This is a genomic window from Streptomyces sp. NPDC036764 (assembly GCF_055609385.1).
The window spans coordinates 281,114-294,020 of the sequence record NZ_JBVJPT010000002.1; the positions used below are offsets into that span (position 1 = coordinate 281,114).

The 12,907-nt window shown below is 71.2% G+C and carries 13 protein-coding genes; 5 read left to right on the forward strand and 8 right to left on the reverse strand.

Annotation, left to right across the window (positions count from 1 at the left end):
• Positions 1–7: 7 nt before the first annotated feature.
• Positions 8–811, forward strand: a complete 804-nt coding sequence (locus tag ACZ69Q_RS12815) for a hypothetical protein (protein WP_471040871.1) — start codon at positions 8–10, stop codon at positions 809–811.
• On the opposite strand, the gene ACZ69Q_RS12820 is transcribed toward ACZ69Q_RS12815, so the two are convergent.
• Together ACZ69Q_RS12820 and ACZ69Q_RS12825 are read right to left on the reverse strand one after the other, a co-directional pair.
• Positions 757–2,838, reverse strand: a complete 2,082-nt coding sequence (locus ACZ69Q_RS12820) for a serine/threonine-protein kinase (RefSeq protein ID WP_471040874.1) — start codon at positions 2,836–2,838, stop codon at positions 757–759. The two genes, ACZ69Q_RS12815 and ACZ69Q_RS12820, sit on opposite strands and share 55 nt — an antisense overlap.
• Before the next feature lie 94 nt (positions 2,839–2,932).
• Entirely contained in the window at positions 2,933–4,237 is a 1,305-nt protein-coding gene (locus ACZ69Q_RS12825; RefSeq protein WP_471040876.1) for a DUF6986 family protein, read from the reverse strand.
• A 206-nt stretch (positions 4,238–4,443) separates the two neighbouring features.
• Here ACZ69Q_RS12825 and ACZ69Q_RS12830 point away from each other — a divergent pair, with 206 nt between their 5' ends.
• Complete coding sequence (locus ACZ69Q_RS12830; protein WP_471040879.1) at positions 4,444–5,352, forward strand: endonuclease/exonuclease/phosphatase family protein; 909 nt, start codon at positions 4,444–4,446, stop codon at positions 5,350–5,352.
• A gap of 58 nt (positions 5,353–5,410) precedes the next feature.
• Here ACZ69Q_RS12830 and ACZ69Q_RS12835 read toward each other — a convergent pair whose 3' ends face one another.
• From ACZ69Q_RS12835 to ACZ69Q_RS12850, 4 genes are all read right to left on the reverse strand, one after another.
• Entirely contained in the window at positions 5,411–6,373 is a 963-nt protein-coding gene (locus tag ACZ69Q_RS12835; RefSeq protein WP_471040881.1) for an electron transfer flavoprotein subunit alpha/FixB family protein, read from the reverse strand.
• A gap of 73 nt (positions 6,374–6,446) precedes the next feature.
• Positions 6,447–7,235, reverse strand: a complete 789-nt coding sequence (locus ACZ69Q_RS12840; RefSeq protein ID WP_471040884.1) for an electron transfer flavoprotein subunit beta/FixA family protein — start codon at positions 7,233–7,235, stop codon at positions 6,447–6,449.
• Positions 7,236–7,477: 242 nt separating this feature from the next.
• Complete coding sequence (locus tag ACZ69Q_RS12845; RefSeq protein WP_471040886.1) at positions 7,478–7,987, reverse strand: flavin reductase family protein; 510 nt, start codon at positions 7,985–7,987, stop codon at positions 7,478–7,480.
• 220 nt (positions 7,988–8,207) lie between these two features.
• On the reverse strand, positions 8,208–8,621 hold the full coding sequence (locus tag ACZ69Q_RS12850; RefSeq protein ID WP_471041532.1) for a TlpA family protein disulfide reductase: 414 nt from the start codon (positions 8,619–8,621) through the stop codon (positions 8,208–8,210).
• 77 nt (positions 8,622–8,698) lie between these two features.
• Here ACZ69Q_RS12850 and ACZ69Q_RS12855 point away from each other — a divergent pair, with 77 nt between their 5' ends.
• Positions 8,699–9,115 carry a DUF4395 domain-containing protein gene (locus ACZ69Q_RS12855; RefSeq protein ID WP_471040889.1) on the forward strand — a complete coding sequence of 139 codons (417 nt, stop codon included), beginning with the start codon at positions 8,699–8,701 and terminating at the stop codon, positions 9,113–9,115.
• Positions 9,116–9,312: 197 nt separating this feature from the next.
• Complete coding sequence (locus ACZ69Q_RS12860; protein WP_471040892.1) at positions 9,313–10,041, forward strand: lysophospholipid acyltransferase family protein; 729 nt, start codon at positions 9,313–9,315, stop codon at positions 10,039–10,041.
• 12 nt (positions 10,042–10,053) lie between these two features.
• On the opposite strand, the gene ACZ69Q_RS12865 is transcribed toward ACZ69Q_RS12860, so the two are convergent.
• Positions 10,054–10,749 (reverse strand): B3/B4 domain-containing protein, encoded by a 696-nt coding sequence (locus ACZ69Q_RS12865; protein WP_471040894.1) that lies wholly within the window; start codon positions 10,747–10,749, stop codon positions 10,054–10,056.
• A gap of 20 nt (positions 10,750–10,769) precedes the next feature.
• Positions 10,770–11,342 carry a transglutaminase-like domain-containing protein gene (locus ACZ69Q_RS12870; protein ID WP_471040896.1) on the reverse strand — a complete coding sequence of 191 codons (573 nt, stop codon included), beginning with the start codon at positions 11,340–11,342 and terminating at the stop codon, positions 10,770–10,772.
• A gap of 199 nt (positions 11,343–11,541) precedes the next feature.
• On the opposite strand from ACZ69Q_RS12870, the gene ACZ69Q_RS12875 reads away from it, so the two are divergent.
• Positions 11,542–12,897, forward strand: a complete 1,356-nt coding sequence (locus tag ACZ69Q_RS12875; protein WP_471040899.1) for a hypothetical protein — start codon at positions 11,542–11,544, stop codon at positions 12,895–12,897.
• Positions 12,898–12,907: the final 10 nt, after the last annotated feature.

The window sequence follows — 12,907 nt, forward strand, 5'->3', positions numbered from 1 at the left end:
TCGGCCCGTGGACGACGACCGCAGCCTGCGGACACTCGGCCTGGCGGACGCGCCGCGCGAGCATCCGCTGCTCTACCCCGGCGCCTGGCCGTCCGACTCCGGGCTCCTCGACGGGGACCGGCTGCTGCCCCTGGACCGCCTGGTCCACGACGACCGAGTGCCCGTCCTCGCGGTCGGCTCCAACGCCTGCCCCGGCCAACTGCGGCACAAGATGGACCAGTTCGGCATCGTCTCGCCCCTGCCGATGGTGAAGGCACGGGTGACCGGCCTCGACGTCGGTGTCTCCGCGCACATCAGCCGCCTGGGGTACGTGTCCGCGTCGCCGTTCCACGCCCCGGGGCACGTACGGGAGTTGTTCGTCACCTGGCTCGACGACGAGCAGCTCCCGGTGATCGACGCGAGCGAGGGAGCGCAGGCACCGGACGGCAACTACGACCGCTCCTGGCTGCCCTCACCCGACGTACGGATCGAGCTGGCGGACGGCACCGTACTCCCGGGCGCCTTCGCGTACGTCAACCGTCATGGCGTCCTGCACGACGGCACCGGCGCGCCGCGCACCCACCCCGGCCAGCGCGCGCTGCTCACCGAACTCCTCGCGGGCTCGGCCCGGTTGAGGGATCTCTTCGGGGCCACGCCCGAGGAGTTCTGCGCGCGGGCGCGTGCCGACGCGGGGCGGTGCGAGCGGGGCACCCTGCTGTTCGCGCAGGAGAACCTGGTGACGGCCTCCGGGCTGGAGGGGTACCTCCCGGTTCGGCCTCAGCAGACCGGCAGTCCGGGCACCGGCTCGTCGTTGTTGCCGCCCTCGATGTAGACGTCGCTGACGAAGACGTTGGTGTTGCCGCTGTCGTCGTCCGTCTTGGCCCACCAGACGTTGGTCCACTCGCCGTACGTCTCGCGGCGGCCCAGGTTCTGCTGGCAGTAGAAGTAGTTGGTGCCCGCGTTGAGGACACCGACCTCGGCGCCCGCGGCGGTGTACGACTTGGCCTGCTTCCAGACCTTGCAGTTGTACTTGCCGCCGCCGATGGAGAAGCAGGACGGGGTCGGTGTGCTGCCGCCCCCGCCACCGCCGGTGGTGCCACCGCCGCCGGTCGTTCCGCCGCCGCCCGTGGTGCCGCCGTCGCCGGAACCGCCGCCCGTGGTACCGCCGTCGGAGCCGCCCCCGCCCGAGGTCTTGGTCGGGGAGGAGGTGGTGGGCCGGTCCGAGGGCTCGGTGTCCGCCGATCGGCTCGGGGACTTGGTCGCGTCGGGCGACTTCTCGTCCTTGTCCTTCTCGGTCAGGCCGGAGTCGCCCGAACGGTCGGCGTCGGCGCTGCCGCTCGCCGCGGCGGACGTGCCCTCCGCGACGCCGACCGACGACTTGTCCTGCCCTTCGTTCTTGGCGTCGCCCTTGTTGTTCACCAGGGCGACGGTGCCCCCGGCCGCCGCGAGGACGACGGCGACGGCCACGGCGGCGAGCAGGGCACGGCCCTTGCGCCGGGCGGGCGTACCGGAGGAGGTGGCCATCGGCCCGGTGGCGTCCGGGTCCTGGGGCGGGACGGCGCTGCCGTGGCCGGGCGAGTGCGGGGCGGACGGGCCCGGCCCGGAGCCGTACGGAGCCACGGGCGGCTGCCCGGGGGTGCCTTGCCCCGACACGCCCTGGCCGAGATGGCCCACAGCGCCGAAGCCCTGCACCGGCGGGGTGCCCTGGCCGGGGGTCGCCGGTCCCTGCGCGCCCTGTGCCGGCGCCCCGAAGACCGGTGCGCCGGGGAGGTCCGACGCGGGCACGCCCTGCACCGGCGTGTCGCTGCCCGGGGCGCCCGGTCCCTGGCCGCCGTACGGCTGCCCGGCGGGCGTGGGTCCGGGCTGCCCGAACCCCTGTCCGGACGCGCTCACCGGCGCCGTGGGTCCGAAGCCGGGCGGCACCGCCGGGACACTGCGCTCGGTCTTCGCGGGCCCGGTGTCCGCCGGTCCCCGCAGCGCCGCGGTCGGGGCGTCGCCACCGCCGGAGTCCGCGACCGCCTGGAGGAGTGTGCGGGCCTCGTCGGCCTCGGGCCGGGACTCGGGCCGCTTGTCCATGAGCTGCTGGAGGACGGGGCCGAGCGGGCCCGCGTTGGCGGGCTCCGGCAGGGGTTCGGTCACGATCGCGGTGAGCGTGGAGAAGGTCGACGTACGGCGGAAGGGAGCGGAGCCCTCCACGGCCGCGTACAGCGTGGCGCCCAGGGCCCAGACGTCCGAGGACGCGCCCGGTTCGGCGCCCTGGGCGCGCTCGGGGGCCATGTAGTCCAGGGAGCCGACGAGATGGCCGGTGCGGGTCAGATGGGTGGCCGAGCCGTCGCCGGGGTCGTCCATGGTGGCGATGCCGAAGTCGGTGAGGACGACCCGGCCGGAGGTTTCGAGCAGGATGTTGCCGGGCTTGACGTCACGGTGCAGGACGCCGGCCTTGTGGGCAGCGGCCAGCGCGTCCATGACCTTGGCGCCGATCCCGGCCGCCTCCCGCGCGTCCAGCGTGCCGCGCTCGCGCAACACGGCTTCCAGGGAGGGGCCGTCGACCAGCTCCATGACGATCAGCGGGCGTCCGTCGACCTCGGTGACGTCATGGATGGCCACGACACCGGGATGCCGGACCCGGGCCGCCGCGCGGGCCTCGCGTTGCATTCGCAGCCGCAGGTCCGCGAGTTCGGGTCCGTCCGCGTCCGAGTAGGTGCGCAGTTCCTTGACGGCGACCTCGCGGCCCAGGACCTCGTCGACGGCCCGCCAGACCACTCCCATGCCGCCGCGCCCGAGTTGGGCGACGACGCGGTAGCGCCCTGCCAGCAGCCGGCCGGTCTCGTCCGCCTGTTGGTTCTCCCCCGAAGACACCGTTGCCCCGTTCCTCTGGCCCGTCGTTGCGTCCGTACAGACTACGGGGCGCGGGTGACAACTCCAGCCGGTCGAGACCGCTGTGACCTGCCCGCTACTTGGCGGAGACCGTGAGGTCACCGCGTCGCGGTGCCGCAAATCCCTCCAGATCGGCACGGGTCAGTCCGGTGAGCCGGGCGACCTCGCCGATGTCGAGGGCGCCGCAGTCGAGGCCGCGCAGCAGGTATCCGCTGAGCGCCTTTGCGGTCGCGGGCTCGTCCATGACGTCGCCACCGGCCCGGTTGGCGTAGCGGGCGAGGCGGGCGGCGGCCTGCTCGAAACCTTCACGATAGAAGGCGAACACGGCCGCGTACCGGGTGGGGATGTGGCCGGGGTGCATGTCCCAGCCCTGGTAGTAGGCGCGGGCCAGGGCGCGGCGGGTGAGGCCGTAGTGCAGGCGCCAGGCGTCGTGGACCTTCTCGGTCGGGCCGACCGGCAGGACGTTCGTGGAGCCGTCCGATACGCGCACGCCCGTGCCGGCGGCCGCGACCTGCATGATCGCCTTGGCGTGGTCGGCGGCCGGGTGGTCGCTGGCCTGGTAGGCGGCGGAGACGCCGAGGCAGGCGCTGTAGTCGAAGGTGCCGTAGTGCAGGCCCGTGGCGCGGCCCTCGGCGGCCTGGATCATCCGGGCGACGCCGGCGGTGCCGTCCGCGGCGAGGATCGACTGGCTGGTCTCGATCTGGATCTCGAAGCCGATCCGGCCGGGGTCGAGCCGGTGCGCCTTCTCGAAGGCCTCCAGCAGCCGCACCATGGCGGTGACCTGCTCGGGGTAGGTCACCTTGGGCAGGGTGAGGACGAGCCCCTCGGGCAGGCCGCCGGACTCCATCAGCGCGGTGAGGAAGACGTCGAGGGTGCGGATGCCGCGGTCGCGTACCGGCGCTTCCATGCACTTCATGCGGATGCCCATGTGCGGGGCCGCCGTGCCGTTCGCGTACGCCTCGGCGATCAGGCGCGCCGCGCGGGCGGCCGTCTCGTCCTCCTCGGCGTCGGGGCGCTGGCCGTAGCCGTCCTCGAAGTCGACGCGCAGGTCTTCGATGGGCTCGCGCTCCAACTTGGCGCGCACCCGGGAGTACACCGGCTCGGCGAGCTCGTCGGACAGCCCGAGCACCGCGGCGAAGGAGGCCGCGTCGGGGGCGTGTTCGTCGAGGGCGGCAAGGGCCTGGTCGCCCCAGGAGCGGATGGTGTCGGCCGCGAAGACGTCGCCGGGTACGTAGACGGTGTGGACGGGCTGACGGGTGCCGGGGTCCCCGGGGTAGCGGCGCTCCAGCTCGGCGTCGACCGGCGCGAGGGAGGCGCTGATCTCCTCGCTGACGGCGCCCGCGAGGCTCGTCGCCACGTTCTCCTGCTGGCCCTGACCCATTCCCACACCCTCCTGTTTTCCGCTCTACGGAATCAACAATCCGTAGAATGAAGTTATCTGGGGACCTTCCGGATGGTCAACACCATGTCCACGGGGAGTCACCCCGCCATCTCGCCATGTTCACGCCCATCTCAAGACGCGGTATCACACTTCCATACGCACGCCCCGCACGACTCGTCCGGCCGTTCCCACCGAAGGAGCACGAAGTGCCGAACCACAGCCGAGTCACGCGCCGTCTTGGTCTGAAAGCCGCACTGGCCGTCGCGGTCACCGCGCCCCTCTCCAGTACAGCACTGCCCACGTCCGCCGCCTCCGCGGGCGAGCGCCCGCCCCGCCGGCACCTCCAGGTCATGTCCTTCAACCTGCGCTTCGCGAGCACCATGGAGCCCAATAGCTGGACCGTGCGCAGACCGGTGATGCGCGAGCTGCTGCGCCGCGAGGCCCCGCACGTCCTCGGCACCCAGGAGGGGATCTTCTCCCAGTTGCTCGACATCGACGCCGACCTCGGCCCGCGCTACGACTGGGTGGGCACCGGCCGGCTGCACGGCAGCCGCGACGAGTCGATGGCGATCTTCTATGACTCCCAGCGCCTGCGCCCGACCGAGTACGACCACTTCTGGCTCTCCGACACCCCGGACGTGATCGGCTCCAACACCTGGGGCGCGGCCTTCGCCCGCATGGTCACCTGGGTCCGCTTCCGCGATCTGACCGACGGCGGGCGGGAGTTCTACGCCCTCAACACCCACTTCGACCACGTGAGCCAGTACGCGCGCGAGCGCAGCGCCGCGCTCATCGCCGAGCGGATCGCCGGGTTCGACCGCTCGCTGCCGGTCGTGGTGACCGGGGACTTCAACGTCGCCGCCCACAAGAACGCGGTGTACGACACGCTGCTCGGCGCGGGTCTCGGCGACACCTGGGACACCGCGCGCGAGCGCAGCGATCCGTACGCCACCTTCCACGGCTACAAGCCGCTGACGCCGAACGGCGACCGCATCGACTGGATCCTCGCCACGCCCACGGTCACCGCGCACCGGGCCTCGATCAACACGTTCTCCGCCGAGGGCCAGTTCCCTAGCGACCATCTGCCCGTGCAGGCGTCCCTGAGCCTGGGATGAGACGAGGCCCCCGTGACCGTCGCGACGGTCACGGGGGCCTCGATGCGCCCGTTCGGGATCAGCCCTTGCGGGTCTTGATCTCCTCGGTGAGGGCCGGGACGACGTCGAACAGGTCGCCGACGACGCCGTAGTCGACCAGCTCGAAGATCGGGGCCTCGGCGTCCTTGTTGATCGCCACGATCGTCTTCGAGGTCTGCATGCCCGCGCGGTGCTGGATCGCGCCGGAGATGCCGGAGGCGATGTAGAGCTGCGGCGAGACCGACTTACCGGTCTGGCCGACCTGGTTGGTGTGCGGGTACCAGCCCGCGTCCACCGCGGCACGCGAGGCACCGACGGCCGCACCGAGGGAGTCGGCGAGCGCCTCGATGATCGAGAAGTTCTCGGCGCCGTTGACGCCACGGCCACCGGAGACCACGATCGCGGCCTCGGTGAGCTCCGGGCGGCCGGTCGACTCACGCGGCGTGCGCGCGGTCACCTTGGTGCCGGTGGCCTGGGCGGAGAAGGTCACGGCGAGCGCCTCGACCGCACCGGCGGCCGGAGCGGCCTCGACGGCCGCGCTGTTCGGCTTGACCGTGATGACCGGGGTGCCCTTGGAGACACGGGACTTGGTGGTGAAGGACGCGGCGAACACCGACTGGGTGGCCACCGGGCCCTCGTCGCCGGCCTCGAGGTCGACGGCGTCGGTGATGATGCCGGAGCCGATGCGCAGCGCCAGACGCGCGGCGATCTCCTTGCCCTCGGCGGAGGACGGCACCAGCACGGCGGCCGGGGAGACGGCCTCGACGGCGGCCTGGAGGGCGTCGACCTTCGGGACGACCAGGTAGTCGGCGTACTCGGCGGCCTCGTGGGTGAGGACCTTGACCGCGCCGTGCTCGGCGAGCGTGGCGGCGGTGTCGGCGGCGCCGTTGCCCAGCGCGACGGCGACCGGCTCACCGACGCGGCGGGCCAGGGTCAGCAGCTCCAGAGTGGGCTTGCGGACGGCGCCGTCCACGTGGTCGACGTAGACGAGAACTTCAGCCATGGGAATGCTCTCCTGCGGATTGCGAAGTCTGAGGGGCGGAAGGGGTGTCGAGCCTCAAGCGGGCCAGCGACCCTTAGATGAACTTCTGGCTCGCGAGGTACTCGGCGAGCTGCTTGCCGCCCTCGCCCTCGTCCTTGACGATCGTGCCGGCGGTGCGGGCCGGACGCTCGGTCGCGGTCTCCACCGCGGTCCAGGCACCCTCCAGGCCGACCTCCTCGGCCTCGATCTCCAGGTCGGAGAGGTCCCAGGCCTGAACCGGCTTCTTCTTGGCGGCCATGATGCCCTTGAAGGAGGGGTAGCGCGCCTCGCCCGACTGGTCGGTGACCGACACGACGGCCGGCAGGGAGGCCTCGAGCTGCTCGGAGGCGGCGTCGCCGTCCCGGCGGCCCTTGACGGTGCCGTCCTCGACGGAGACCTCGGACAGCAGGGTGACCTGCGGGACGCCCAGGCGCTCGGCCAGCAGGGCCGGGACGACGCCCATGGTGCCGTCGGTGGAGGCCATGCCGGAGATGACCAGGTCGTAGCCGGCCTTCTCGATCGCCTTGGCCAGCACCAGCGAGGTGCCGAGGGCGTCGGTGCCGTGCAGGTCGTCGTCCTCGACGTGGATCGCCTTGTCGGCGCCCATGGACAGCGCCTTGCGCAGGGCGTCCTTGGCGTCCTCGGGGCCCACCGTCAGGACGGTGATCTCGACGTCGTCGTCGGAGTTCTCGGAGATCTGCAGCGCCTGCTCGACCGCGTACTCGTCGAGCTCGGAGAGCAGACCGTCCACGTCGTCCCGGTCGACGGTCAGGTCATCGGCGAAGTGCCGGTCGCCAGTGGCGTCGGGCACGTACTTCACAGTGACAACGATCCTCAAGCTCACGCCGGCTCTCCTACTGCGTCGACATTTCTCTGCTGCCTACTTGCAGGCAGCATAGGCGCCCCAAGCGGCCGATCCCGATCGGGGCGACCCGCGCTCCGAGCGAAATATTACTCGTCAGTACACCCAGTTCGTTCCCGCTAAGCAAGCGCTTTGAACTGTGACCTTTGCAACGCAGCGTAATCGGAAACCGACGGCTTCGCAGAACCTCTGAAGGCCGGTTCGGTCACATCGGTTCGGTGAGGTCAGTCACGCAGCCCGTTGAACCGGCCCTGGTGGTACACCAGCGGACGCCCCGGACCGCTGGGGTCGCCGAGGACGACCTCGGCCAGCACGATGCGGTGATCGCCGGCGGGCACCCGCGCCGCGACCCGGCACACCATCCAGGCCGGGACGTCGTCGAGGAGCGGCACGCCCTCGGGGCCCTCGCGCCAGGCCGTGGCCGGGCCGAACCGGTCGGCGCCGCTGCGCGCGAAGGTCCCGGCCAGGTCCTGCTGGTGCTCGCCGAGTATGTGGACGCCGACGTGGCCGGTCACGGATATCGCCGGCCAGCTCGAGGCCCCGGTGCCGATGCCGAAGGAGAGCATCGGGGGCTCGGCGGAGACGGAGGTGAGGGACGTGGCGGTGAAGCCGACCGGGCCCGACTCACCGCGTGCGGTGATCACGGCCACCCCGGCGGCATGCCGCCGGAAGACGGAGCGGAGCAGGTCGGGCGAGGCGAGCCGAGGGGTACCGAGGCCGGGGATGGCCGTCATGGAGTTGTCCTTCTGCGAGAGGTGGCGTGCGGAGCGATGACCGTTCAACGGCTCGTACAGCACGCGCTCGCGGTACGGGCCAGATCGACATGGGCCCGTCCGAAGAGAAGGAGTTCCTCAGGCATACGGTCAGGCTGACGATAGGTGGTGCGCACAGTCAAGTACGTTCCGCGATGTGGGAGATGACTCACCCTCGGTTTCGGGCCGGTGTCACACCCCCTCAGACCGCCTCCCCCAGGGCGGCGATCACGTCCGCCTTGCGAGGCTGGCCGGTGGCCCGCCGCACCACGTTGCCGTCGGCGTCGAGGACCAGGACGGTCGGGGTCTTGAGGATGTCGAGCCGGCGTACGAGATCCAGGTTGTCCTCGGCGTCGAGCTCGACGTGGGTCACGCCCGGGACCATGCCGGCGACTTCGCCGAGGACGCGGCGGGTGGCCCGGCAGGGCGCGCAGAAGGCGCTGGAGAACTGCACGAGGGTGGCGCGCTCGCCCATCTGCCCGCCCAACTCGGCCGCGCCGAGCCGCTTTCCGTCGTCGCGCCCGCGCACCCTTACTCTCCCGCTCCGCCGCCGATGCAGCACTCCGTATGCGCTCGCCGCCGCGAGCACCGCCACGCACACCACGATTCCGGTCATCACCCTGCTCAAGCGTTCACGAGACTGCAAAGATTCCCGACTCCCCGGAAGCCTTTCCGTTGCGGAATGCTTGATTCATGGACATTGATGTGAGGGGGCCGCGCTTCGGGGCGGCCGTCACGACCGTCGTACTGGCGGTCGTTCTGGTCACCGGGAGCGCCTGGCTGCTGGCCTGGCAGACGCTGGCGTTCGCGCTCGGCGCGGCGGGCGGGGTGGGCCGTTCGCCGTACGGCTGGCTCTTCCGCACGGCCGTCCGCCCCCGGATCGGGCCGCCGAGCGAGTTCGAGGCGCCGGAACCGCCGCGGTTCGCGCAGGCCGTGGGGCTGGTCTTCGCGGGGCTTGGGCTGGTCGGGTACACCTTCGGCCCGGACTGGCTGGGGCTCGCCGCCACGGGGGCCGCGCTCGCGGCCGCCTTCCTGAACGCCGTCTTCGGTTACTGCCTGGGGTGCGAGATGTACCTGCTCGTGCGGCGGCTGACGGTACGCGCCGGGTAAAGGCGACGCCAAAATCCGAGGTGGATCAAGGGGCCACGTGACGAGGATCTCGCCGTTCCCCGGCACTTGGGCTTGGCGCTCGGCCGTTCTTCGGGCACGATCTGCGACAAGCCGTAAACCTACGGCTGCGTAACTTTTCCCGCCGGGAGCTTCTGGGAGCCTCCTTCCCGGCAGAGAAGGAAGGGTCCACTCCGTCCATGGCAGAGCTTGTCTACCGTCCCGTCGTCGGTTTCGCCCAGACACTGTTCAAGGTGTGGGACCTCAAGATCGACTGCAAGGGATCGGAGAACATTCCGCGCTCGGGCGGCGCCGTGCTGGTCAGCAACCACATCAGCTATCTGGACTTCGTCTTCGACGGCCTGGCGGCCCTCCCGCAGAAGCGCCTCGTGCGCTTCATGGCGAAGGAGTCGGTTTTCCGGCACAAGATCTCCGGTCCGCTGATGCGTGGCATGAAGCACATCCCGGTGGACCGCAAGCAGGGTGAGGCGGCATACGCCCACGCGCTGGACTCGCTTCGGTCCGGCGAGATCGTCGGCGTCTTCCCCGAGGCCACGATCTCGCAGTCGTTCACGCTGAAGAGCTTCAAGTCGGGCGCCGCCCGGCTGGCCCAGGAGGCGGGCGTACCGCTGATCCCGATGGCCGTCTGGGGCACCCAGCGCCTGTGGACCAAGGGGCACCCGCGCAACTTCAAGCGCAGCCACACGCCGATCACCATCCGGGTCGGCGAGGCCATCGAGGCCTCCAAGGACAAGTACGCCGGCGCCATCACCCGCCAGTTGCGCGAACGCGTCCAGGAGCTCCTGGAGGCCGCCCAGCGCGCCTACCCCGTCCGCCCCAAGGACGCCACCGACACGTGGTGGATGCCGGCCCACCTGGGCGGCACGGCCCCCACGCCGGAGCAGGTGCGCGAGGCCGAGGCGCACTGACGCCCGGCCGGCTCAGGAGGCAGGTGGCCGCACCTCGATCCGTGCTCCCGGACTGAACTTCTCCAGCAGGCCGGCGAGTTCGGTTGCCGCGCTCTCGACGTCGGCGACGGGCATCGGCGTCAGGCTCTCCAGCAGGAAGATCCCGGACACCGTCTCCTCTGTGAGCCGGGTGCGCGGGCCCTGGCGCCAGTTCCAGCGGCGGCAGGTGACGCCCGCCCCGTCGCGCCACACGACCTCGCCCGCGTCCGGGTGCTCGACGACCTCTTCGCCACCGGCGACGGTGACGAAGTCCTCCTCGCCGGTGGCGCGCACCAGGTGCATGCCGCCCTCGATGCGGTCGATGTCCTCGCCGCCCACGGGGATGAGATGGGCGACGCTGATGGCGTTGTAGACGTCCACCAGGAGGTTGATCCTGGGCAGCCCGGCCTCCGACAGCGCGCGCTTGGCCAGCGCCTCCGCGGAGTTGCGGGTGCGCGAGGGCTTCGAACCGAACGCCGTGTACGCCTCTCGCCAGGCCGCGATGTGCGCGTCCTCGTGCGGGGCGCGCCCGGCCAGGCGTACGGCCAGACGCCGGGCCGCGTCGTCGAGGAGTGCTGAACTCGCGTCCGTGCTCGGGCCGTTGACCAGCCCGTGCGCCTCGACGGCGATGTGCGTGAAGCCGGGCACGAGCGCGCGCACCTCGTCGGACACGGTCAGTGTGAGAGTCATCGTCCGCCTTCTCCCGGGGTTCAGAGTGCGGTGGGGAGTGTCCGCCACAGATGCGGCCGGTCGGTGGCGGCCTTGAGGACATCGAGCACCACCGGATGCGGTGCAGCATACAGGACCGGATAGTCCAGCTCATTGAACTGCGGGTCGGGTACGAAGGCCAGCCGCTCACCGTCGAGGGAGAACTGCGCGTCCACGCCCGGCTTGTTGCCCCGGGGATCCTGCCGATGCCACGCCCCGTTGAACCGCACGGCGACCAGGCCGTGCACCTCCTCGAACTTCTGGTAGCACAGCGCGGTCGGGATGTCCTCGGCCCGCAGCAGAGCGGTCAGCGCGTGGGCCTTGGCGTAGCAGATGCCGGTCCCCTGCTCCAGGACGTCGGAGGCGCGCCAGGTGACCCGGAGATCTCCGGAGTCCTGCGAGTGCGCGATGGTGTCGCGGACGAACTCGAAAGCCGCCCGCGCATACTCATACGAGTCTGCCACCCCGCCTGCGAGCCTGGTGGCCGTCTCACGCACGCGCGGATGGTGATGGTCGATCACCTCGTCGGCGGCCGAGTAGGCGGAGAGATCTGCGGTTTCCTGGATCATCTGCATGACTGGTGAGGGTAGGCGGCGGCCGAGCCAACAGTCAATTTAATTGCGGCCTGTTGCATAGCTATGCAGTAATGCGAGAAACGGCCGAACTTCGCCGCAACCCTCACGCCCGGCTACAACCCCTCCCCCGCGCCGCCGGTCTCGTCACCGACCGGATCAGCGACGAGTTCAACGACCAGTTCGTCATCCAGGGGGAATCATGAAGCATCGCCTGCTCGGAGCAGCGCTCGCCGGCTGTGCCCTTGCCGCGGTCGGGGCCGGGCCCGTGCACGCCGTGTCCGACCAGTTGGGGATCGATGTGCCGTCGGAGGCGGTGCTGCCCGGGCCGGGCCCGGGCGGCCCGGTCGAGCGCACGCTCACGGTGCGCGTGAGCCACGACAACACCGACAGCGAGGTCGAGCCCGGCCGGCTGACCGTGGACGCGAGCGAGGTCTCCTCCTTCGCGCGGGTGTCGTGGCCCTCGAACTGTGTGCCGGAGTCGGCGGTGCGGGCGGTCTGCGACTTCCCGGGGATACCGGCCGGGACGAACAACATCGTGACGGCGGCTCGAATCGGCCTGAGCGCGCTGCCCGACGCCGACCCCACCGCCTCCGGATATGTGCGCTACGGCGCGAGCGCCGGCGAGCTGTCGGCGTTCCCCGTGGAGACCCGGATCACCCTGGGCGACGGCCCGGACCTCGGCCTCAGCCAGGCCGAGTACCAGCGGGACCTCAGGCCCGGCACGAACACCCAGGTGAGTGCGACGGTCGGCAACACCGGCAACCGCGCCGTGCCGCGGACGCTGCTGTGGATCAACGCGTCGTACGGGCTGCGGTTCAGGGAGCGGAACTCCAACTGCGAGTACCGGCGGCACGAGACCGGCGAGTCCGCGCTGTGCGTGCTGGACGAGGCCGTGGCTCCCGGCGAGCGATACGCCCTGACGACCGGCCTGCGCGTCGGGCGCAACGCGCTGTACGAGCGGTTCGACCACTCCGTGCTGCCGTACTCGGACCAGGCGCTGGAAGAGGCCCGCGGTGAATGGACCTGGACCCCGGGAACGGGTCCCGAGCTGGACCTGCGCCCCATGGCGGCGCCGCGGGCCGTCGCCGGGGAGGACGACCTCGACCTGTCGGACAACAACCGGGCCGTCATCCTCGACGCGAAGAACACCGCCGACCTGAAACTCACCGGCAGCAAGGTGCGCGGGGCGGCCGGTGACACCGTGACCGCCGCCGTCACCGTCCACAACCGGGGACCGGCGTGGGTGGCGTCGCTCGGCGCGGGCGCGGCCGTGGCGACGGTACGGATCCAGGCGCCCGAGGGCACGACGATCGTCGGTGTGCCGGATGAGTGCCGGACGTCCGAGGAGGGAGAGCCCGTCACGACCTACTTCTGCCGGACGCCGATCTACCTGCACGACAAGGCGTCCTACACGGTGCAGGTGTCGCTGCGGATCGACGAGGTGGTGCGCGGGGCGCGCACCACCGTCGAGACCCTCAACGACGACCCGGAGCTGCCCATCAGCAAGTTCGACCCGAACCTGCGCAACAACAGGGCGCAGATCGTGGTCAACTGACGGACGGCCT